This is a genomic window from Streptomyces sp. NPDC006925 (assembly GCF_042869575.1).
Classification (GTDB): Bacteria; Actinomycetota; Actinomycetes; order Streptomycetales; family Streptomycetaceae; genus Streptomyces.
Genome location: NZ_JBIAGB010000009.1, coordinates 159,293 through 181,435 on the forward strand (window position 1 = coordinate 159,293; position 22,143 = coordinate 181,435).

General features: G+C 74.7%; 15 protein-coding genes and 2 pseudogenes. 10 read left to right on the plus strand and 7 right to left on the minus strand.

Annotated elements, in window-relative coordinates:
* The first annotated feature begins 84 nt into the window (after nucleotides 1–84).
* From ACFYNS_RS15285 to ACFYNS_RS15300, 4 genes are all read left to right on the plus strand, one after another.
* Nucleotides 85–996, plus strand: coding sequence for an SDR family oxidoreductase (locus ACFYNS_RS15285; protein ID WP_388603158.1), 912 nt, complete (start codon nucleotides 85–87; stop codon nucleotides 994–996).
* 88 nt (nucleotides 997–1,084) lie between these two features.
* Nucleotides 1,085–2,467 carry an acyl-CoA dehydrogenase family protein gene (locus ACFYNS_RS15290; protein ID WP_388603274.1) on the plus strand — a complete coding sequence of 461 codons (1,383 nt, stop codon included), beginning with the start codon at nucleotides 1,085–1,087 and terminating at the stop codon, nucleotides 2,465–2,467.
* On the plus strand, nucleotides 2,464–4,008 hold the full coding sequence (locus tag ACFYNS_RS15295; protein WP_388603161.1) for an aldehyde dehydrogenase family protein: 1,545 nt from the start codon (nucleotides 2,464–2,466) through the stop codon (nucleotides 4,006–4,008). Before ACFYNS_RS15290 ends, ACFYNS_RS15295 begins: the two co-directional genes overlap by 4 nt.
* Nucleotides 4,009–4,024: 16 nt before the next feature.
* Entirely contained in the window at nucleotides 4,025–5,101 is a 1,077-nt protein-coding gene (locus ACFYNS_RS15300; RefSeq protein WP_388603163.1) for an alcohol dehydrogenase catalytic domain-containing protein, read from the plus strand.
* Between the two features lie 109 nt (nucleotides 5,102–5,210).
* Here the strand turns inward: ACFYNS_RS15300 and ACFYNS_RS15305 are convergent, their stop codons facing one another.
* Entirely contained in the window at nucleotides 5,211–6,230 is a 1,020-nt protein-coding gene (locus ACFYNS_RS15305; RefSeq protein WP_360294137.1) for a helix-turn-helix domain-containing protein, read from the minus strand.
* Between the two features lie 278 nt (nucleotides 6,231–6,508).
* Here ACFYNS_RS15305 and ACFYNS_RS15310 point away from each other — a divergent pair, with 278 nt between their 5' ends.
* Nucleotides 6,509–7,333, plus strand: coding sequence for an NAD(P)H-dependent oxidoreductase (locus ACFYNS_RS15310; protein WP_388603166.1), 825 nt, complete (start codon nucleotides 6,509–6,511; stop codon nucleotides 7,331–7,333).
* Between the two features lie 63 nt (nucleotides 7,334–7,396).
* On the opposite strand, the gene ACFYNS_RS15315 is transcribed toward ACFYNS_RS15310, so the two are convergent.
* From ACFYNS_RS15315 to ACFYNS_RS15330, 4 genes are all read right to left on the minus strand, one after another.
* Nucleotides 7,397–8,155, minus strand: coding sequence for a flavin reductase family protein (locus ACFYNS_RS15315; RefSeq protein WP_360294141.1), 759 nt, complete (start codon nucleotides 8,153–8,155; stop codon nucleotides 7,397–7,399).
* A 190-nt stretch (nucleotides 8,156–8,345) separates the two neighbouring features.
* Nucleotides 8,346–9,194 (minus strand): enoyl-CoA hydratase-related protein, encoded by an 849-nt coding sequence (locus ACFYNS_RS15320; RefSeq protein ID WP_360294157.1) that lies wholly within the window; start codon nucleotides 9,192–9,194, stop codon nucleotides 8,346–8,348.
* Nucleotides 9,195–9,364: 170 nt separating this feature from the next.
* Nucleotides 9,365–11,674 carry an acetate--CoA ligase family protein gene (locus ACFYNS_RS15325; RefSeq protein WP_388603170.1) on the minus strand — a complete coding sequence of 770 codons (2,310 nt, stop codon included), beginning with the start codon at nucleotides 11,672–11,674 and terminating at the stop codon, nucleotides 9,365–9,367.
* 515 nt (nucleotides 11,675–12,189) lie between these two features.
* Entirely contained in the window at nucleotides 12,190–13,359 is a 1,170-nt protein-coding gene (locus ACFYNS_RS15330) for an NAD(P)/FAD-dependent oxidoreductase (protein ID WP_360294160.1), read from the minus strand.
* A gap of 149 nt (nucleotides 13,360–13,508) precedes the next feature.
* On the opposite strand from ACFYNS_RS15330, the pseudogene ACFYNS_RS15335 reads away from it, so the two are divergent.
* Both ACFYNS_RS15335 and ACFYNS_RS15340 read left to right on the plus strand, forming a co-directional pair.
* Nucleotides 13,509–13,937, plus strand: a pseudogene (locus ACFYNS_RS15335) (Zn-ribbon domain-containing OB-fold protein); the annotation flags it as partial.
* 197 nt (nucleotides 13,938–14,134) lie between these two features.
* On the plus strand, nucleotides 14,135–14,623 hold the full coding sequence (locus ACFYNS_RS15340) for a GNAT family N-acetyltransferase (protein ID WP_360294149.1): 489 nt from the start codon (nucleotides 14,135–14,137) through the stop codon (nucleotides 14,621–14,623).
* Between the two features lie 179 nt (nucleotides 14,624–14,802).
* Here the strand turns inward: ACFYNS_RS15340 and ACFYNS_RS15345 are convergent, their stop codons facing one another.
* Nucleotides 14,803–15,999, minus strand: coding sequence for an acetyl-CoA acetyltransferase (locus tag ACFYNS_RS15345; RefSeq protein ID WP_388603172.1), 1,197 nt, complete (start codon nucleotides 15,997–15,999; stop codon nucleotides 14,803–14,805).
* A gap of 181 nt (nucleotides 16,000–16,180) precedes the next feature.
* On the opposite strand from ACFYNS_RS15345, the gene ACFYNS_RS15350 reads away from it, so the two are divergent.
* Together ACFYNS_RS15350 and ACFYNS_RS15355 are read left to right on the plus strand one after the other, a co-directional pair.
* Nucleotides 16,181–17,593, plus strand: a complete 1,413-nt coding sequence (locus ACFYNS_RS15350; protein WP_388603174.1) for an acyl-CoA dehydrogenase family protein — start codon at nucleotides 16,181–16,183, stop codon at nucleotides 17,591–17,593.
* Nucleotides 17,593–18,069, plus strand: a pseudogene (locus tag ACFYNS_RS15355) (nitroreductase/quinone reductase family protein); the annotation flags it as partial. The gene ACFYNS_RS15350 and the pseudogene ACFYNS_RS15355, both read left to right, overlap by 1 nt.
* Nucleotides 18,070–18,315: 246 nt before the next feature.
* Here ACFYNS_RS15355 and ACFYNS_RS15360 read toward each other — a convergent pair.
* Entirely contained in the window at nucleotides 18,316–18,963 is a 648-nt protein-coding gene (locus tag ACFYNS_RS15360; RefSeq protein ID WP_075002673.1) for a TetR family transcriptional regulator, read from the minus strand.
* A gap of 306 nt (nucleotides 18,964–19,269) precedes the next feature.
* On the opposite strand from ACFYNS_RS15360, the gene ACFYNS_RS15365 reads away from it, so the two are divergent.
* Complete coding sequence (locus ACFYNS_RS15365; RefSeq protein ID WP_388603278.1) at nucleotides 19,270–22,131, plus strand: PQQ-binding-like beta-propeller repeat protein; 2,862 nt, start codon at nucleotides 19,270–19,272, stop codon at nucleotides 22,129–22,131.
* The last annotated feature ends 12 nt before the right edge of the window (nucleotides 22,132–22,143 follow it).

Genomic DNA, 22,143 nt, shown 5'->3' on the forward strand with positions numbered 1-22,143 from the left:
GTCCTCCCGGGGCCGGGGGCTTGTGTTCGGCCGGAGCCTGCTCAAGAATCTAACGGGTCGTCAGATAATTGGGAGGGGGCGGACGTGGGTGATTTCCTGACCGGGAGGGTCGTCGCCGTCACCGGCGCCGGGCGCGGTATCGGCCGCGCCGTGGCGAAGGCGTGTGCGGACGAGGGAGCCGAGGTCGTCGTCAACGACCACGGCGTCTCCGTCGACGGCGCCGAACCGCGCAGCGAGATAGCCGAGAGCGTCGTGCAGGAGATCACGGAGGCGGGCGGCCGCGTGGTGGCTGTCGCCGACGACATCTCCACGATGGACGGCGGGCAGCGCGTCGTGGACACCGCCCTCGCCCACTACGGCCGCCTGGACGGAGTGGTCTGCGCGGCCGGAATCCTGCGCGAGCGAATGCTGTTCAACATGAGCGAGGAGGAGTGGGACACGGTGCTCGCCACCCACCTCAAGGGCACCTTCACCGTCTTCCGCGCCGCCGCCGCCGTCATGCGCGCCCAGCGCGGCGGCACACTCATCGGCTTCACCAGCGGCAACCACCAGGGCTCCGTCGCGCAGGCGAACTACGCTGCGGCCAAGGGCGGCATCATCTCGCTCGTCCGCAGCGCGGCCCTCGGCCTGCACAAGTACGGCGTGACAGCCAACGCCGTGGCGCCCGTGGCCCGCACCAGGATGTCCGCCAACGTCCCCATGGAGCTGGCGGAGATCGGCGCACCCGAGGACGTGGCCCCCCTCGTCGTCTACCTCCTCAGCGAGTCCGCCCGGCGGCAGGGGGTCACCGGACAGGTCTACACAGTCGCCGGCCCCAAGATCGCGGTATGGGCGCAGCCGCGCGAACTGCGGTCCGCCTACGCCGACGGCTCCTGGACGCCCCGGCAACTGGCCGACCGGCTGCCCGGCACCGTCGGCCAGGACCCGATGCCGCTGCTGGAGCGGCTCGAAGAGATGTCCGAGGCCGCCGCCCGCAAGGACCGGCCCCAGGCGTGACCCGGACCTGAGGACGTCCGGCATGACCAGGACCGAGGACGTCCGGCCCCGCACACCGGGGACCGGCCCGCCCCGGAGAGGGGGACGCATGGACTTCGGCTTCACGCCCGAGGACGAGGACTTCCGAGCACGGTCCCGCGCATGGCTGCACGACCACCTGTCCGGCGACTACGCCGCCGCTGCCGGACAGGGCGGGCCCGGCAGCGCCCACGAGGCCGCCGGCGTCCGCCGCCGCTGGGAGCGCGAACTGGGCCGCGCGGGCTGGATCGGCATCGGCTGGGACCGCAGCCGCGGCAGCCACGGCAACCGCGCCGCCACTCTCACCCAGCAGGTCGTCTGGGCCGAGGAGTACGCGCGTGCGGGGGCACCCGGTCGGGTCGGCCACATCGGCGAGAACCTGCTCGCGCCCACCCTCCTGGCCCACGGCACCGAGGAGCAGTGCGCCCGCTTCCTGCCTCCCGTCGCCCGCGGTGAGGAGCTGTGGTGCCAGGGGTACAGCGAGCCAGGCGCCGGGTCCGACCTGGCGGCCGTGCGCACCACCGCCGTACGCGACTCCGCCGCCGACGGCGGCGCCGCGGGCTACCGGGTCACCGGTCAGAAGCTCTGGACCTCGCTGGCCCGCGAGGCCGACTGGTGCTTCGTCCTCGCGCGCACCGGCCAGGGCACGCGGGGACGCCAGGGGCTCTCCTTCCTGCTGGTGCCCATGGACCAGCCGGGCCGCGTCCAGGTCCGGCCGATCCGGCAGATGTCGGGCACGGACGAGTTCAACGAGGTCTTCTTCGACGGCGCACGCGTCGCGCCCGGGCACCGGGTGGGCGCCGAGGGCGACGGCTGGCGCATCGCCACCTCCCTGCTCGCCCTGGAACGCGGAGTGTCCACCCTCGCCCAGCAGATCGGCTTCGCCGCCGAGCTCGACCGCGTGCTGCGCCTCGCCCTGCAGACCGGCGCAGACACCGACCCCGTGGTGCGCGACCGGCTCGTGCGGGCATGGGCGGAGCTGCGGACCATGCGCTGGAACGCCCTGCGCACCCTGGGCGACTCGGGCTCGGGCTCGGGCTCGGGCTCGGGTTCGGGTTCGGGTTCGGGTTCGGGTTCGGGTTCGCGCTCGGGTTCGGGTTCGGGTTTGCGCTCGCGCTCGGGTCCGGGTTCGGGTTCGGGTTCGGGAAACGGTGCGGGCGCGGGGCCGGACCCTGCGGCCGGTGCGGGCACGATCCCGGGCGCCCCCAGCGTCGCCAAGTTGCTGTGGGGGAGCTGGCATCAGCGCCTCGGAGAGCTGGCGATGCAGGTCCGTCAAGCCGCCGCTGCTCTCGGCCCGCATGACTGGGCGCCGCACCGGCCCTATGAAATCGACTCCCTCCAGCGGTTGTTCCTCTTCACCCGTGCCGACACCCTCTACGGCGGCTCGGACGAGATCCAGCGCGACATCCTTGCCCGGCACGTGCTGGGCCTGCCCGGGGAGGCACACAGGTGACCACGGAACCGAGCCCCGCACCCGCCGCCTTCCCCTCCGCGGACGGCACAGATCCAACAGCCCGGCGACCGGCCCCCAGGACGTACCGGCACTGGATCGACGGCGGCTGGCACCAGCCCGCGCTGGGCCACTACCCGATCACCGATCCGGCCACCGAAGCGCTGCTCGGCCACGCGCCCGAGGGGAGCGCCGCGGACATCGACGCGGCCGTCCGTGCAGCCCGTACCGCCCAGGAGGCGTGGGCCGACACGGACCCCCGGGAGCGGGCCCGGGTGCTGGAGCGGATCGCCGAGGTCCTCAGCGCGCACGGGTCCGCGCTGCTGCCCCTGCTCCAGGCCGAGACCGGTGCCACCGTCAAGGTCGCCCGCGGAATGCAACTGCCCACCGCGGCCGACCGCTTCCAACGCTATGCGCGGGGTGCGTTGGAGCCGGACGTCCTTCCGCTGGCGCCGCAGCCCGTGGGGGCCAGCGCGCTGGCCCCTGGAGGGCTGATCGGTGCCGCGGCGGTACGCCGCCCCGTCGGTGTGGTCGGCTGCATCACCTCCTACAACTTTCCTGTGGTCAACCTCGCGGGCAAGGTCGCGCCCGCGTTGGCCGTGGGCAACGCCGTGGTCTGCAAGCCGGCGCCGCAGGATCCGCTCAGCTGCCTGGAGCTGGGGCCGCTGCTGCGGGAGGCGGGGCTGCCGGACGGGCTCTTCAACGTGGTCACGGGGTCGGGCCCGGGGCCGGGGGAGGCACTGGTCGCACACCCGGACGTCGACATGATCAGTTTTACCGGCTCCACCTCCGTGGGAAAGCAGATCGCGGGGGCCGCGGGACAAGGCATGAAGCGCACCCTCATGGAACTGGGTGGAAAGGGTGCGGCGTTGGTGCTGGACGACGCGGTGGGCAGGGCCCGCGAAGCAGCACTGGGCTCGGTCGCCTCGACCTGGGCCTTTCACAGCGGCCAGATCTGTACGGCACCGACGCGTGTGCTCGTACACGACTCGCTCCACGACGAGTTCGTGACTGCCCTTTCACGGTACGCCTCCGCACTCACGCCCGGCGATCCCACGGACGAGCGAACCCTGCTGGGCCCGGTCATCTCGGCGGCCCAGCGCGACCGGATCGAGGCGTACGTCGCGGGGGCCCGCGCGCAGGGCGCCACGGTGCTGGTGGGGGGCGAGCGGCCCGCGGATCCCGGCACCGGGTTCTACGTCGCGCCGACGCTGATCACCGGCGTCACCCCGGAGATGACCGTGGCCCGCGAGGAGCTGTTCGGTCCCGTGGTCGTCGTCCTCCCGTTCGCGGACGACGACGAGGCCGTGCGGATCGCCAACAGCACCCCGTACGGCCTCTACGACTACGTCTTCAGCGGCGACACGGGCCGGGCCTGGCGGCTGGCGGGGCGGCTGCGTTCCGGCAACGTCGGCATCAACACCGCCCAGCGCCACCCCGAGACGCCGTTCGGCGGCTGCAAGGATTCCGGAGTGGGGCGGGACGGCGGCTCGTTCGGGCTGCACGCCTACAGCGAGCTCCAGTCGATCGTCTGGCCGTCGTGAGGGAGGCGGAAGCGGCATGAGAGGCGTGGTCCTGGAGGGCGCGCGGGCCCGGTTCGTGGACGATCTGGAGATCCGGCCGCCCGCACCCGGCGAGGTGCTGGTCGGCATCCGGGCGGCCGGGCTGTGTCACAGCGATCTGTCCGTCATCGACGGGACGATCCCCTTCCCCCGGCCCGTCGTCCTCGGACATGAGGGCGCCGGAGTGGTCGAGGCGGTCGGCGACGGGGTGGCACATGTGGCGCCCGGTGACCACGTGGCATTGTCGACCATCGCCAACTGCGGCGCCTGCCCCCAGTGCGCGCGGGGCCGCCCCACCATGTGCCCCCGGTCCCTCGGCCGACCCGAGCAGCCCTTCACCCGGCGCGGCCAACCGCTGTTCAACTTCGCCGCGAACTCCGCCTTCGCCGAGCGCACCCTGGTCAAGGCGGTCCAGGCCACGCCGGTGCCGCGCAGCGTCCCGCTCACCTCGGCGGCGCTCATCGGGTGCGCCGTCCTGACCGGGGTCGGCGCCGTGCTCAACCGGGCGCGGGTCGGCCAGGGCGAGTCCGTGGTGGTGCTCGGCGCCGGGGGTGTCGGGCTCAACGTGCTGCAGGGCGCCCGGATCGCGGGTGCGGCCCCCGTCGTCGCGGTGGACGCCGACCCCGGCAGGGAGGCTCTGGGGCGGCAGTTCGGCGCCACCCACTTCGTGACCGCCGCACGGGGCGGCAGCGGCGCGGACACGGTCGCCGCCGTCAGGGAGATCCTGCCGGAGGGGGCCGAGCACACCTTCGAGTGCGTCGGCAGCACCGCGCTCGTACGACAGGCCGTCGACCTCCTCGGCCGCCGCGGCCAGGCCGTGCTGCTGGGCATGCCCCCGACCGGTGCCGAGGCGGTCTTCCTGCCGGCCGCGCTGTTCCTGGACAAGTCCATCCTCGGCTGCCGCTACGGCTCCTCCCGTCCCTCCCGGGACATCGCGCTCTACGCGGACCTGTACCGGCAGGGGCGGCTGCTGCTCGACGAGCTGGTCACCCGCACGTACCCGGTCGAGGAGTTCGAGGCAGCCGCCGACGACGCCCACCACGGCAGGGTGGCCCGCGCGGTCCTCACGTTCTAGCCGCGCGCCTGCCGGGCCGGGGCCCGCCCTCGGGCGCGACGGCCGCACACTGCACCACCGCCGGGCTCGGCGCACCGCCGCGCGGTCCGCCATACCGCAGCGCGGTCCGCTATGCCGCAGCGCCCTCCGCGCCCGCTCCCGCACCGGTCTCCGTCCGGAACGTGCGGCGGTAGGCGCGCGGGGAGACACCCAGCGCCGCGTGGAAGTGCTGGCGGAGGGAGGCGGCCGTGCCGAAGCCGGCGCGCTCGGCGACCCGTTCGACGGGCAGGTCCGTCTCCTCCAGCAGTTGGCGGGCGCGTTCGATGCGCTGCTGGGTCAGCCAGCGCAGCGGCGTGACGCCGACCTCCTCGCGGAAGCGGCGGGTGAAGGTGCGGACGCTCATGGATTCGCGCGCGGCGAGTTCGCGGAGGGTCAGCGGGCGGTCCAGGTGGTCCAGGGCCCAGGCGCGGGCCGTTCCGGTGGAGGAGCGGCGGGGTTCGGGGACGGGGCGGCGGATGAACTGGGCCTGTCCGCCGTCGCGGTGCGGTGGTACGACGGTGCGCCGCGCCACCGTGTTGGCGACGGCCGCCCCGTGGTCCTCCCGCACGATGTGCAGGCACAGATCGATCCCGGCCGCCTCACCCGCGGAGGTCAGCACGGCGCCCTCGTCCACGTAGAGCACGTCCGGGTCGAGCCGCACGGCCGGATACAGGGCGCGGAAGCTGTCGGTCGACATCCAGTGGGTCGTCGCCCGCCTGCCGTCCAGCAGTCCGGCGGCGGCCAGGACGAAGGCGCCCGTGCAGATGGATGCCACCCGGGTGCCGGGGCGGACCCGCGCGAACGCCTCGCGGAGCGGTGTGGGCAGGGTGCCCTCGGTCTCCGTCTCGTCCGGCTCGTGGGTGGCGGGGACGACGACCGTGTCGGCCTCCGCCAGCGCTTCGGGGCCGTGCGACACGTGGATGGGGAAGTCGGCGTCCGTACGGACGGTTCCCGGAGTGACGGCGCAGGTGACGACCTCGTACAGCGGTTCGCCCCCGGCGGTGGCGGCGCGGCCGAACACCTGGTGCACCAGCCCGAGCTCCATCGGCAGCACCCCGTGTCTGACCAGCACGGCCACCCGGTGCAGTCCGGGGCGGGTAAAGGCGGCCATGGCCTGATCCTCGCACACAGTGCCCCTCCGGCCACCTGAGCCGCCCGGCTCCCCGTGCACCCGGCCTGCCCTGCCTGCCCTGCCTGCCCTGCCTGCCCTGCCTGCCCTGCCTGCCCTGCCTGCCCGGCCTGCCCGGCCTGCCGGGTCGCCGGGGCGTCCGGCGTCCGGCAGGTCTGTTCGCCGGTGCCTGCCGAGGGGGCCGGGTGTGGCCGGAATCTTGCACTCATCGTCCATCCGGCCACTCGATCCGGCCCACGGCGAGACGCAGGATCGGTGGCATGCAGACGACGAAGACGACGCCGAAATCGAAGAAGGCGCCGAAGAAGACGCCGAAGAAGACGCTGTGGATCTTCGCCCACCCCGAGGCGCGCTCCCTGAACGCCGCGCTGCGGGACACCGGCGTCGCCGCACTGCGGGAACAGGGACACCAGGTGCGGGAGTCCGACCTGTACGCGATGGGCTGGAATCCGGTCGTCGACGGTGCGGACTTCCCCGGCAGGGCACCGGCCGGGGAACGGCTGGTGGTGGGGGAGGCGCAGGAGCACGGGTACGTCACGGGCGGGCTCAGCGCGGACATCCGGGCCGAGCAGGAGAAGATCGCGTGGGCCGACACCGTGGTCTTCCACTTCCCGCTGTGGTGGTTCGGGCCGCCCGCCATCCTCAAGGGCTGGTTCGACCGGGTGCTGGTGCAGGGCTTCGCGTTCGGCGTACGGGACGCGCAGGGCGCCATCCGCCGGTACGGGGACGGGGGACTGGCGGGCAAGCGCGCCATGGTCGTCACGTCGGTCGGGGCGCGTGCTTCCGGTTTCGGCCCGCGCGGTGTCCACGGGTACGTCGACGACGTGCTCTTCCCGCTGCACCATGGCACGTTCTGGTACACGGGCATGTCGGCGCTCCCGCCGTTCGTGGTCTACGGGGCCGACCGGGCGACCGCGGCGGACGTCAAGGAGCGCCGGGAGGAGCTCCGAGAGCGGCTGCGCACCCTGGACTCGCTCGCCCCGCTGCCCTTCCGGTACGAGGCGGGCGGCGACTACGACGCCGATCTCGTGCTGCGCCCGGAACTCGCCCCCGGCCGGACCGGGCTGGCGGTGCACTCCAGGTGACCGGGGAGCCGGCGGCGGAAACGGGTGGCCGGCGGCGGGTCAGGACCGCCGTGGCCGCCGTGCTCAGTCCCGGCCGTCGGCCGGTGCGAAGGTGCCCAGGCGGCCGCGGTGGAAGACCAGCGGGTCCCCGGTGTCCTCGGCCGCGTCCAGCGCGCGCACCCGGCCCACCACGATGAGGTGGTCGCCGCCGGTGTGCACGGTGTGGATCTCGCAGTCGATCCACGCCGCCACGCCCGCCAGCAGCGGCGAGCCCGTGACCGGCGCGGGGCGGTGCGAGACCCCGGCGAACTTGTCGGCGCCGCTCACCGCGAAGGCACGGCACAGCTCGCCCTGATCGGCGGCCAGGACGTTGACGCAGAAGACGCCGGCCCGTGCGATGCGGGGCCAGCTGGTGGAGGTGCGGCCCACCATGAACGACACCAGGGGCGGCTCCAGCGACAGGGAGGCGAAGGACTGGCAGGCGAACCCCGCCGGCCCCGGCGCCCCGCCGGACTCCGCCGCGGAGGATCCACGTGCCGGGGTGCGTTCCGCGGGGTGCTCCGCAGCGGGTGCGGTCACCACGGTGACACCCGAGGCGAAGCCGCCGAGCACGCGCCGGAAGTGGGCCGGGTCGACGGGTGCGCGTTCGTCCTCGCGCACGGCGCGCAGGTCGGCCTTGGGGAGCGCGCCGGACTCCGCGTCCGGTCCGGCGCCCGCCCGCTCCGTGCCGGGTCGGTCCGTGCCGGGCCGTCCGGTGCCGGGCCGGGTGTTGCGCGCACCGCGGGTGCCGCGGGCGGCCGGTGCACCCGCGGCGCGCAGATAGCGCACCGCGGTGGCTGCCATTCCAGCGTGTCCCATCATGGATTCATCGCACCTGATGCTTCGTCAGATCGGAAATTGCGGACAGTTCCTCGCCGTCGTGCCGACGCGCACGGCAACTCCAGAGTAACCACGGTGCTCCACCCCGCCTCGAAGCCGGGTCCACGGCACCGGGGGAAGCGCGCCTGGGGCGGCCGACGAGGGCGCGGGCCGGTCAACGGCCCTCGAACGCCGGATCGCGCCGCTCGACGAAGGCGGCCAGGCCCTCCCGTGCGTCCCTGGTGGTCATGTTGATCTCCTGCGCCCACGCCTCGGCGGAGAACGCGGCCGAGCGGTCCATGTGTTGCGCGGAGTCGACCAGCCGTTTGGTGAGGGCCAGCGCGCGGGTCGGCCCGGCGGCCAGCCGCTCCGCCCACTCCCGCGCGGTCCGCTTCAGGGCCCCGGCGGGCACGACCCGGTTGACCAGCCCGAGCCGCTCGGCCTCCGCGGCGGGCAGCGCGTCCCCGAAGAACATCAGCTCCTTCGCCCGCCGCGGCCCCACCAGCCCGGTCAGCAGATGGGCCCCGCCCCCGTCGGGCACCAGCCCGCGGCGTACGAAGACCTCCACGAACGACGCCTCCTCGGCGGCCAGCACCAAGTCGCAGGCCAGGGCGAGATGACAGCCGAGCCCCGCGGCGATGCCGTTCACCGCGGCCAGCACCGGCTTCTCGCAGTCCAGTACGGCCGCGATCAGCCGCTGCGCCCCCCTCTCGAGCGTGCGGGCCACGTCCCCGGCGACCCGCTCCCCGCTCCCCGACCGAACGCCGGAGGCGCTCCCGGAGCCACCCCCGGAGGCGCTGCCGGAGTCGCTTCTGAGGTCGGCACCGGAGCAGAAGCCCCGGCCCCGCCCGGTGAGCACGACGGCCCGGACACCGGGATCCGCCGAGGCGTCGGCCAACAGTGCGATGAGCCGCTCCCGCTGTTCCCAGGTGAGCGCGTTCAGCGTGTGCGGGCGGTCGAGGGTGATCCACGAGACGGCGTTGCGGGTGGCCTGGGCGACAGCGTGCCCCAGCGGCTCCTCCACGTGCGCAGCGCGTACGCCGGTGGCGCGGGCGGAGCCTTCCGTGGGCTCGGGCGCAGGTACGGGCCCGGGCTCCGCGCGGGACGTGTTGCGGGGCGAGGACGTCACTGTGCAGCCTCCTCTCGCAGGCCCGGCCGGGGGCGCGGCCGGGGCACCGATCGTCGGACGGGGGCTCAACGGCAGACGGCCAGCGCGTCGAGCGCGACCGCGCCCTGCCCGCGCTCCAGTACCACCAGCGGGTTGATGTCCAGCTCCGCCAGCCCGCCGCTTCCACCGTCGCCGCCGCTTCCGTCGTCCGCGCCGCTGCTTCGGCGGGCGCCCGGACTCAGCTCCAGGGCCATGCGCTGCACGCGCAGGACGACCTCCACGAGCGCGTCGGTGTCGGCGGGCGGCCTGCCGCGCACCCCGTGCAGCAGTGCGGCGCCGCGCAGTTCGCCCAGCATCGCGCGGGCCTCGTCCTCCCCGAAGGGCGGGACCCGCACCGCCGTGTCCCGCAGGACCTCGATCAGCACGCCGCCCAGCCCCACCGTCACGGTCGGCCCGAACAGTGCGTCCTGGGTGATGCCCACGGCCATCTCGATGCCCGGATCGACCAACTGGCACACCAGCACGCCCTCCGGCTCGACGCCCTCGGCCAGGGCGCCCTCGGTCAGTTCGCGGTAGGTGTCCCGCACCTGGCTGGCGGAGGTGAGCCCGAGCCGGACGAGGCCGTACTCGCTCTTGTGCGCGAGCTGCGGCGCCGACGCCTTCATCACGACCGGGTAGCCGACCTGCGCGGCCGCGCGGACCGCACCCGCCGCGCTGGTGCACAGCTGCTCGCGGGGGACGCGGATGCCGTAGGCGCGCAGCAGTTGCTTGCCCGCGTGCTCGCTCAAGGAGTGCCCCGGGCGCAGCAGCCCCTGGGCCTTGCGGAACGAGGGGGAGGGGGTGCGCGGCACCCCGTCGAAGGGGGAGCGGTAGTTCCGGGTGAAGCGGTGGTGGTCGAAGTAAGCGCGGAGGGCCCGCACGCAGTTGCCGAACGTGCGGAAGGTCGCCACTCGTGAGGAGCCCAGCAGGGTGTGCCGGTAGGCGTCCTCGGTGCCCACCGGAGAGCCCCATACGACGCAGACCAGCTTGTCCGTCTCCTCGGCGGCGTCCACCAGGTCCTGGGCCAGCCTGTCGCTCATCGGCGGGAAGGGGCCGGTGATGGGGCAGACCAGCACGCCGACATGCGGGTCCGCCAGCAGCGCGTCGATGATCCTGCGGCCGCGTCCGTCGCCCACCGGGTGCCCGCCGTTGTCGACGGGGTTGGCGACCGGGAGGTCGTCGGGGATCCACTGGTGCAGCTCCGCCTGCTTCTGCGGGGAGAGGGCGGGCAGGCTCAGCCCCTCGGCGGTGGCCAGGTCGGCGAAGTGCGCCCCCGTGCCGCCCGATATCGCGTGCACGGCCACGCCCTCCGCCCGCGGTGGCCGGGCGCGCGCCAGCAGCGCGGCGGTGTCCTGCAACTCGTCCAGTCCGCTCACCCGGGTGACGCCGAACTGCCGCATCGCCGCGTCCGCGGTCGCGTCCGCTCCGGTGAGCTTCCCGGTGTGCGACGCGGCTGTCCGCGCGCCGGTCTCGGTGCGGCCCACCTTCACCGCGACGACCGGGACGCCGCGGCGCGCGGCGCGGTCGGCCGCCAGCAGGAAGGAGCGGCCGTCCTTGAGCCCCTCCAGATATGCGGCGACGGCCCCGACCTCGGGCAGGGTGGCGAAGTAGGAGAGGAAGTCCGCCGTCTCCAGATCCGCCTCGTTGCCGGTCGGCGCCCAGTGCGAGACCCGGATGCCCAGCTCCTGGAGGGCGAAGACGGGGCGCCCCTGATGGCCGGACTGCGTGATCAGGGCGATGGCCGGCCCTTCGAGGTCCTCGCGGAAGTGCTCGAAGGCGTTGAGGTTGGTGTTCGGGCCCAGCAGCCGCACCCCCGAGCGTGCGGCGGCCTGTGCGAGCCGGGCCTGCGCGGCCGCACCCGCCTCGCCGGTCTCGGCGAACCCGGAGGCGAAGACGACGGCGAACCGGGTCTTGGTGCCCTCCAGTTGGGCGAGGACGGGCAGCGGGTCGGCGACGAGCAGCACGGCCGTGTCCACCGGTTCGGGCAGTGCGGCGACGCTGGGGGCGCAGGGCAGCCCGAAGACCGTGCGCCGGTTGGGGTGCACCGGGTGCAGGCGGGCGCCGACCCGCTCGGCCCAGCCGACCAGTAGGCGGGTGATCCCGGCGTGCGGCCGCCCCTCGGCGTCCGAGGCGCCGACGACGGCCACGGCCTCCGGACGGAAGAACCGCTCCAGGTCCGGTACCGGTGCGTGCAGTGGGCGTCCGCTGACGTCGAGCGCCGCGTATGAGGGGTCTGCGGGGTCGGCGGCGTCCCTGGCCCGGCCGTGCACGGCGCCGCCGGGTGCGCGCTCGCCGCAGGCCAGTACCCGGGCCGAGCGGGGGGTCGTGGTGAGGGTCCCGTGAGTCGATCCGAGCATGTTCTCTCGCCCACTCCCGTGTGGTGGCCTGCCGGGGACTGACGCCTCCGCGGAACTGACGCTATGTCAGATTACTGAACTGACGCGGCGTCAGGAACCCCCGCGCAGTCAACCCGCACGACCGGCCCCGGGGCGCGGTCGGCCCGGAGTGGCGACGACACCGCAGCCACCGCTGCCGTCGTCGCCGGTCCCTCTCCGCTGTGACCCGCCCCCCGTCGTGACGGCTCGCTGTCCCCGGGACGCGCGTCGCCGAGCCCCCGGCCTCTTGCCGCACCGGCCCGCTGCGTCCCGGAGCCGCCCCCCGCCACCACCCGCTCGGCGGCAGCCTGCCGCTCGCCGCTCCCCGCTCGCCGCTCTCCGCTCGCCGCTCTCCGCTCTCCGCTCTCCGCTCTCCGCTCTCCGCTCGCCGCTCTCCGCTCGCCGCTCTCCGCTCTCCGCTCCCCGCTCTCCGCTCTCCGCTCCCCGCTCGGCGCTTCCCGCTCTCCGCTCAGCGCTCCCCGCTCAGCGCTCTCCGCTCAGCGCGCGGCGCGCGCCACGGCCCTGGCGATCCTGCGGGCGTCCAGCGAGAGTTCGCGCAGGGTGCCGCTGAGCGGGTTCGAGAAGCCCGTGAAATAGAGGGCCGGCGCGGTCGCGTGGGTGCGGCGGCCGTGTGCGCGGGGCAGCCCGCGGGAGTCGAGTACTCCCAGATGGCCGACGAGGTCCTCCAGGCCGCGCCGGTACCCGGTGGCGGCGACGACCACCTCCGGGGAGAGCGTCCCGCCGTCCGCGAGCGTCACCTTTCCGCCGTCGAAGGACTCGACGGCGGCCACCGGCTCGACCTTGCCGCGCCGCACCGCGGCCACGAGCCCCACGTCCAGTACCGGGGTGGTGCCTTGGCGGGCCCGGGTGTACAGGCCCGTCTCGGGGCGGGGCAGCCCGTGCCGGGTCAGGTCAGGGCCGGACAATCTGACGACCTGCGCGGCCAGCCCGTCGCCGAGCCGCACCGGCAGCCTCCGGCCCATGATCGCGCTGAGCTGCGAGGGCCAGCCGAGGGTGGAGCGGCGGAGGATGTGCGGAGGGGTGCGCACGGCCAGCCGGACGCGTCCGGCGCCGCCCTCGGCCAGGTCGGCGGCTATCTCGGCGCCGGTGTTCCCCGCGCCCACCACCAGTACGTCGCGACCGGCGTAGGGCGCGGGGGAGCGGTAGCGGGAGGCGTGCAGCAGCTCCCCGGTGAAGTCGTCACGACCGGGCCAGGGGGGTAGGTAGGGGGTGTGGTTGTAGCCGGTCGCGACGACGACGGCGGGTGCGGTCAGCCGCCGTCCGCCGTTGGCGTGCAGGATCCACCGCGTGCCGTCCGCGGGAGCCGGTGCGCCTTCCGTTTCGTCGGCCCGCTCCAGCCTGTGCACCTCGACGCCGGTGGCCAGTTCGATCCGGTGGTGCGCGGCGTATTTCTCCAGGTAGCGCACCACGTCGTCGCGGGCGACCCAGCGCCCGTACGCGCGGGGCAGGGGCAGCCCGGGGAGTGCGGACCGAGTCCGGGTGGTGTGCAGGCGGAGCCGGTCGTAGTGGCCGCGCCAGGAGGAGCCGACGGCGTGGCTCCGTTCCAGTACGACGGAGCTGATGCCGCGCTCCCGCAGGGCCGCGGCGGTGGCCAGGCCGCCGGGGCCGGCCCCGAGAATATGGACGGGTGTGCCGTTTTCGGACATGGGCATGACCACAATCCTAGGGTGGCCCGCCGGCACTTGCGGGCGAGCACCCGGAAGCCGTAGAACTGACGTGTCGTCAGTTTTCGGGGGTGACCGGTTCCGTACCGCGCCCCGGGTGCGGCGGCACGACGTCGGCGCGAGGGGGCTCCGTGAGCGGACCAGCGGCACAGCAGCGGTTCGACCTGCCGGACATCGACGCCTTCACCGCGCCGTACTGGCAGGCCGCCGCCGAGGGGCGGCTCCTGGTGCGGCGCTGCCGCGCGGAGGGCTGCGGCGCGGCGCACCACTACCCGCGCGAGTTCTGTCCGCACTGCTGGAGCGAGCACGTCGACTGGGAGGAGGCCGACGGCCGGGCCACGCTCTACACCTGGTCCGTCGTCCACCGCAACGACCTGCCGCCCTTCGGGGCCCGGGTCCCGTACGTGGCGGCCGTGGTCGAGCTCGCGGAGGGGCCGCGGATGATGACGGAGGTCACGCACTGCCCGCCGGAAGCGCTGCGGACGGGGATGGCGCTGCGGGTCGCCTTCCGGCCGGTTGAGGCAGCCGCGATCGCCGGGGACGACGGGGGAGCCGCGGTCGGCGGGAGAGCCGCTCGGAGCGTCCCTCGGATCGCCACGACCGCGCCGGGCGGCGGGGGCGGCGAGGGTGCCGGGGACGCGAGCGGCGGCGAGGCCGTCCGGCCGCGGCTCGTGCCGGTCTTCCGGCCCGCCGGGGAGTAGCCGATCCGGAGGGTAATCGCTGGTGCGAAGGGCCGCGCCTGACGCATGCTGGCCGGGTGCAGATCCGAACCGCCACCGAGGCCGACTGGCCGGCCATCCGTCCTTTCCTCCTGCGCATCGTCGCCGCGGGGGAGACCTACACCTACCCCCGCGACATGGACGAGGACGCGGCCCGCAGCACCTGGATGCTCCCGCCGCCCGGCCGCACCGTCGTGGCCGTGGACGACGACGGAACGGTGCTCGGGTCCGCCAAGATGAACCCCAACCACATGGGCGGCGCCGCGCACATCGCCGGAGCGAGCTTCATGGTCGACCCCGACCACGCGGGGAAGGGCGTCGGCCGGGCGCTGGGGGAGCACGCCCTGGAGTGGGCCAGGCGGGAGGGCTACCGGGCGATGCAGTTCAACGCCGTGGTGGAGACCAACACCGCCGCCGTGGCGCTGTGGAAGTCGCTCGGCTTCGCGATCGTCGCCACCCTGGAGGAAGGGTTCCTGCACCCTCGGCACGGCTATGTGGGGCTGCACATCATGTACCAGCGGTTCTAGCGGTTCTAGCGGTTCTAGCGGTTCTAGCGGTTCTAGCGGTTCTAGCGGTTCTAGCGGTTCTAGCGGTTCTAGCGGTTCTAGCGGCTCTGGCGGTTCTGGCGGTTCTGGCAGGTACGAGCGGTTCCGGTCCGGTCCGGGGCGCGGCCGGTCCCCGCGGTTCCGGCCGGGACCGCACCGGCTCAGCCGCGCCCCAGCACCACCGTTGCGGACGAGCAGAACCAGCCGCCCGTCCCCGAGGCGACGGCCAGTTGGGGCAGCGTCCCGTCGCGTCGGCGGACCTGCCGGCCGGCGCCGGCCTCGCCGCGGAGCTGCCGGACGGCCTCGACGAGCAGGAACAGCCCCCGCATTCCCGGGTGGCAGGCGGACAGCCCGCCGCCGTCGGTGTTCACCGGCAGCGCGCCCTCCCGCAGCAGCCGGCCCCCCTCGACGAACGCGCCGCCCTCGCCCTTGGCGCAGAAGCCCAGGTCCTCCAGCGTCACGAGGGTCATGTAGGTGAAGGCGTCGTAGATCTGCGCCACATCGATGTCCTGCGGGGTCACTCCGGCCCGCGCGAAGGCGGCGGGTCCGGAGACGGCGGCGGGGGAGACGGTGAAGTCCGCCCATCCGGACATCGTCGTGTGCGAGACCGCCGTGCCCGAGCCGAGGACCCACACGGGCTCCGCGGCCAGGTCGGGCACCAGGTCCTCGGCGACGAGCAGTACGGCGCACCCGCCGTCGGTGCGGACGCAGCAGTGCAGCTTGGTGAAGGGGTCGGCGATCACCGGCCCGGAGAGCACGTCCGCCACGGTGACCGGCTCGCGGTGCAGCGCCTCGGGATTGGCCGCGGCGTTGGCCCGGGCCTGCACGGCGACCTCGGCGAGCTGTTCGAGGGTGGTGCCGTACTCGTGCATGTGCCGCCGGGCGGCCATCGCGTACTTGGCGACGAGCGTGTGCCCGTAGGGCGCCTCGAACTGGAGGGGGCCGCGGGCGCCGAAGGAGAGGTCGGCGGTGCGGCGCCCGGCCTTGAGGTCGGTGCGCGGCGTCGCGCCGTAGACGAGCAGCACGGCGTCGGCCCGCCGCTGGGCTATGGCGTCCGCCGCGTGCGCGGCCATCACCTCCCAGGTGGCCCCGCCGACCGAGGTGGAGTCCACCCAGGTGGGCCGCAGCCCCAGGTATTCGGCGACGTCCACCGGGGCCAGGGTGCCCAGCCCTGCCGAGGCGAGCCCGTCCACCCGGGAGCGGTCGATTCCGGCGTCGGCCAGGGCGCGGCGGGCGGCCTGCGCGTGCAGTGCGTAAGGCGTCGCGGCTCCCTCGGGTGCTTCCGGGTCGCAGAGCGCGACCCCGGCGACCGCGACGCGGCGTGCGGCGGTGTGCTGCGGGCTGGTGGCGACCGGCATGAATCTGACGGTACATCAGGTCCGGTGTCGGGCGGCAGGGTCCGTACCGGGTGCGGGCCCCGGGGTCGTGGGGGTCCGGATGCGCGGGCCCTGGGCATTCCGTCCGCAGGTCTTTAATATGACGCCCCGTCAGTTACGTCGTCCGAGTCCGCCAGTCGTCGATCCGCAGGGGGCGCTGCCCATGGACACCGCGTTCACCGAGGAGCAGGAAGCCGTCCGGCACACGGTGCGGGACCTGCTCGCACGGCGCTGCGGACCCGAGGAGGTCAAGGCCGCCGTGCAGGCCCCCGAGGGGTACGACACCTCGCTGTGGCGCACCCTCGCCGGGCAGCTCGGCCTGCCGGGTCTGGCGCTGCCCGAGGAGCACGGGGGTGCCGGCTGCGGCGCCCTGGAACTCGCGCTCGCCTTCGAGGAGGCAGGCCGCGCCCTGCTGCCCTCCCCGCTGCTGCCCACCGCCGTCCTCGCCGCCCCGCTCGTGGCCGGGTACGGCTGCGCCGACCAGCGCGACCGGCTGCTGCCGCGGCTCGCCTCCGGCGAACTGACCGCCGCCCTCGCCGTCCCGGGCCACGCACTCACCGCGGCCCTCGGACTCGCCGGCTCCGGGCACGCGTGGGCGGGCGGCGGCCGCGCGGGCGGTGTCCAGGCCCGGCGCACGGACGCGGGGTGGCGGCTGTACGGGGAGGTGGCGCAGGTGCTCGGCGGGCACAGCGCCGGACTGCTGCTCGTCGCCGCGCACACCGGAGGCTTCACCCGCAGCCGTACGCCGCTGTTCCTGGTCCGCGGTGACGCGCACGGTCTGGTCCGCACCCGGCACACCGTGCTGGACGAGACCCGCCCGGCGGCCCGCGTCCGACTCCGCGACGTCGAGGCGGCTCTGCTCGGGCCCGGCGGCGGTCGCACCGGAGCCGTGGACGGCACCGCCAGCGGCATGGTCGGTGACACAACCGTCGTGGACGGCGGCGACAGCAGTGGCGCCCGCGGCGGCGTCGACCGCGACATGTGCTCCGCGCTTCTGGCGGCCGGTCCGCGAGCCGCAGCGGTGCTGGCCGCCGAGGCCGTGGGCGCCGCGGACGGCGCGCTCACCCATACCGTCGAGTACGTCAAGCTCCGGGAGCAGTTCGGGCGACCCATCGGCTCGTTCCAGGCGGTGCGGCACCGGCTGGCTGACGTGTACGTGCAGGTCCAGGCGGCGCGCTCGGCCGCGTACTACGCGGCATGGACGGCCGCGCAGGCCGACCGGCCCGACAGCCCTGACCGGCTCAGCGGCCCCGGCGGCTCCGACCGGCTTGCGCGGGCTGCCCGGGACGCCGGCGGCCCGCCCGGCGGCGCGGTGGACGACGACCCGGCGACGGTGAGCGCGCTGGCGCTGGCGCAGGCGCTGGAAGCCCAGCGGCTGGCCGCGGCCGAGGCCGTGCAGCTGCACGGCGGGGTCGGGTTCACCTGGGAACACGTGGCGCACCGCTACTTCAAGCGCGCGGCGGGCGATGAGTTGCTGTTCGGCCCCGTGCACCGGCTGCGGGCGCGCGCCGCGGACCGCGCGGCGCTGTTCGGGCCGCGCGCGAGGGCGTGCGCGAGAGCGGGGGCGGCTGTCTGATGGCCGGGACCGGCACCGTGAAGCTGATCCGGAGGATGTCGTCGACCAGGGCCTTCGCCCGGATCGCACCGCATGTGATCCCCGCGCTGGACCGGGCCGTGCACCGCCTGTCCGGTGGGCGGACCATGCTCAGCACCCGGCTGCTGCCCGGTGTCGTACTGACGTCGACGGGCGCCAGGAGCGGGCAGCCGCGGCACACGCCACTGGCGTGCCTGCCCGAGGAGGACCGGGGGAGCTGGCTGCTGGCGGGCAGCAACTTCGGCAGGCCGGGCCATCCTGCCTGGACCGGCAATCTGCGCAGGAACCCGGAGGCGTGGATCAGCTACCGGGGGCGGAACATTCCGGTGCGGGCGCGGCAGTTGGAGGGGGACGAACGGGAGCGGGCGTGGCGGGAGCTGCTGCGGTTCTGGCCGCCGTACGCCGCGTACCAGTCCCGGACGGAGCGCCGGATCCGCATCTTCCGGCTCGAACGCCGCGCGGGCGGAGGCCGCGAGTCCGGAAGCCATGCGCCCGGAAGCCATGCGCCTGGAAGCCGCGAGGCCGGAAGCCGTGCGCCCGAAGGCCCGGAGCGCGGACGGCATCAGTCCGCGAACCATGAGTCCGCGAACCATGAGTCCGCGAACCATGAGTCCGTGAACCATGAGCCCGGACACCGTGGGCCCGCAGGCAGGGAGCCCGAGAACCGGTGACGGGACCGGGGGGTGCCGGGGAAGCGGCCGGGGCTACTTGGCGGGCTTCTTCCCCGTCACCCCGAGGTGGACCAGCAGCGCCAGGCTCGGCTTCAGCTCCGCCTGCTTGACGCCCCAGCTCTGGAAGCCCTTCTGGTGCCCGGCGACCGAGGCCAGCATGGCGACCAGGGAGCCCGCCACCGCGGCGGCGTTGACCTCCTTGTCGACCCTGCCCCGGGACTGGAGGTCCTTGATCGCGTCGGCGAGTGAGTTGTTCACCGAGTTGAGGACCTTCATGCGGATCTTGTAGAACCGCTTGTCGCCCTCGGCGGCGCCCAGGTCGACCACCCGCAGGATCGCGTCGTTCTTGCGCCAGAACCCCAGGAAGCCCTCGACCAGGTCCTCGGCCGTCTGTCGGCCCGCCTTGCCGGTCCAGGAGCGCCCGGCAACCAGGTCGGTGAGGGCCGCGCCCTCCTTGGCCATGGCTTCCGCGATCTCCAGGACGGCGCCCTCGACATCGGGGAAGTACTGGTAGAAGGTCGCCGGAGAGGTGCCTGCTCTCCGTGCCACGTCGATGACCTTGACGTCGCGGTAGGGCGAGGAGCTGAGCATCTCGCTGAGGCAGTCGAGCAGCTTCTGCCGTGTCGCCTGACCGCGGCGTCCGGCCACCCGGCCGTCGACGGTTCGCACTTGTCCTGTCATGCCGTCAGCTTACCGAGGGGTGATCGGCCCGCGATTCGTCAGCGGGCAAACGGGGTGCACTCACTTCTCCGGCGGGGGTGAGGGCAATCGGGGTGATACTCGTCCGAGGGGGCACGTCGGATTCTCCGGCCCATTCGGGGCTTTGTCCGCATGCGACGACACGTACGTGCCGCCCCCGGGTTCGCAACCGGCGCGTTCGCCAGGAAGAATCAGCGTCCGGACCGCCAGGTCCGGCACGGCAGTGAGAGGCTGCACGGGGTGGGAACGGGCAGATTTTACGGCCCCTACGGGGAGGTGGCAGGACAAGTGGTGGAGCAGCTCACACAGCACGATCCGCGGCGGATCGGCCCGTTCGAGGTGCTGGGCCGTCTCGGTTCCGGCGGTATGGGGCTGGTCTACCTCGCCCGCTCGGCGTCCGGCCGCCGGGTCGCGATCAAGACGGTGCGCACCGAGCTGGCCGAGGACCAGCTCTTCCGGGTGCGCTTCACCCGCGAGGTCGAGGCGGCCCGGGCCGTGAGCGGCTTCTACACCGCCGCTGTCGTGGACGCCGACCCGCGCGCTGCCGTGCCGTGGCTGGCCACCGCCTACGTGCCCGCGCCCTCCCTGGAGGAAATAGTCACCGAGTGCGGACCGGTGCCCGTGCAGGCCGTGCGCTGGCTGGCGGCGGGGGTCGCCGAGGCGCTCCAGTCCATCCACGGCGCGGGCCTGGTGCACCGCGACCTCAAGCCGTCCAACGTGCTCGTGCTGGAGGACGGTCCCCGCGTCATCGACTTCGGCATCGCCTCGGGTGTCTCCAACACCCGGCTGACCATGACGAACGTCGCCGTGGGCACCCCCGCCTACATGTCCCCCGAGCAGGCGCGGGACTCCCGCAGCGTCACCGGGGCCAGCGACATCTTCTCGCTCGCCTCCACCCTCGTCTTCGCCGCCACCGGCCACGCGCCCTTCCACGGTGCCAACCCGGTGGAGACGGTCTTCATGCTGCTGCGCGAGGGGCCCGACCTGGAGGGGCTGCCCGAGGCGCTGCGGCCGCTCATCGACTCCTGTATGCGGATGGCCGCCGAGGAGCGGCCCACGCCCGCCGATCTGCAGGCGCAACTCGCCCCGCACCTCTTCGGCGCCGGGAGCGATGACAGCGGCACGGTGTCGGCATGGCTGCCGTCCACGGCCGTCTCGCTGATCGAGCGCCGCAGAGGCGGCCGCACGATGCGGCGGCAGAACGCGGCCGCAGCCGACGGAGCACCCGCCGGGTCCGGGCCCGGCGCGGCCGGAGGCGGCGGCGGACCGGGTGCAGCGGCCGCCGCCGGAGGCTCGGCCCTGGGGTCCGTGGGACCCGGCGGGCCGCCGGCCGCCGGACGCGCGGCCGGCGGACAGGACCCGGCGGCCTCCGCACCGGGGGGAGCCGGCGCCGCCGTCGCGGAGTGGGACCAGGGCATCCCGCCCGGGCCGCGTGCCGTCGGCTCGACCGGGCCGTCCGGCGCCGCGGGCGGGTCCGCGTCCGACGGGGTGCCGGGCCCGGCCTCCGGCTCGGCCCAGGGTCCGGGCGTGGACGCGGGGCCGGTCGTCTCGCGCCCGGCCGCCCAGCCCGGAACCCCCGGTGCCGGGTCCGTGCAGTTGCCCGGCGCGCAGGTGCCGATCGGACCAGGACCACGGCGCCCCGACGAGACCGGCCGGGACGCCGAGGCGGCCGCCACCTCCGGCTGGGTGCGTCCGCCCACCGGCCGGGACGGCGCCCCGCAGGGCGCCGCCCAGCCGTATGCGCAGCAGCCGCACAGGCCCGCCTCGGCGGCGGTGCCGTCGCTGTCGTCCGCCGAACCGGCAGCACCGGCGCCGTCCGCTCCGCACCCGCTGGCCCGCCCCTACGGGGCCCCGGGGCCGCGGCATGCCGGGCACTCCGACCACGGTCCGGGGCAGGCCTCCGCTGTCCCCCCGCCCACCGGACCGCCGCTCCAGCAGCAGCACTCCGGGGTGCCGCAGTCGCCGCCGCCCGCGGGGCCGGGGCAGGTCGGCGGGGGCCCGCAGCCGGACGGTCCGCAGCGCTGGCGTCCGTGGCGGTTCCGGATGTCGAACGACGTGTGGGGGTCGCCCGTGGTCGCCGACGAGCTGCTGTACGTGACCTCCTTCGAGGTGCACGCGCTGGACGTGGCGAGCGGGCGCAGGCAGTTCAAGACCCGGGAGGTCGCCTGGTCGATGGCGGTCTCCGGGGGTCGGGTGCACGCCTCGGACGGGCCCAGCCTGTACGCGCTGGACGCCACCGACGGCTCCGAGCGGTGGCGGCTGGCCACCGACGGCTGGGTCTACTCGCTCCAGGTCGACCGCGGCACCGTGGTCACCGGTACCCGCGGCGGCGGGGTCCAGGCGTGGGAGGCCGCCAGCGGCGAGAAGCTGTGGGAGCTGACGGGCGCGCAGGCCGACTTCGAGACCCCGGAGGCGGGGCCGGTCATCGCCGACGGCGCCGTCTGCACCTGGGCCGACGGACGGCTGTACGTGCTGGAGGCGCGCACCGGCGCGGAGCGCTGGACCTACCCGGTGGGGGACGCCTCCGCCACCGGTGGGGTTCCCGTGCGGGTGACGTCGGCGCCGGACGGTGCCCTGTACGTGTGTGCGGGCTCCCGGGTGTTCGCGCTGGACGCCGCGACCGGCCGCGAGCGGTGGCGGTTCGACGCCCCGGCCGCCTTCCTGTGCCCGCCCGCGTTCGTACCGGGCCCAGGGGTGACGGGCGGGGGCGTCTACCTCGCCGACTATCTCGGCACCGTCTACGCGCTGGACTCCGGTACCGGTCACGACCGCTGGCGGATCGCCACCGAGCCGCGGCACTCGACCGAGCCGGTCGTCACCGCGGACGGGCTGGTGCACCTCGGCAGCGGCAGCGCCCTGTACACGCTGGACGCGGTGAGCGGGACACCCCGCTGGCGCTTCGCGACCGGCGCCGATGTGGTGGGCGCGCCCGTCGTCGCCGACGGGCGGGTGCACTTCGGCTCCGCTGACCACTGCCTCTACACCGTCGACGCGGTGGGCGGGCAGCTCCGCTGGAAGCTGGCGACCGGCGGTGAGATCACCGGTTCGCCGGTGGTCGTCGGCGGGGTGGTGTACGCGTGCAGCAAGGACCGCTGCGTCTACGCGCTGGACGCCACGAAGGGCACCGGCCAGGCCCGGCACTCCGCCTGAACTCGCTTCTCC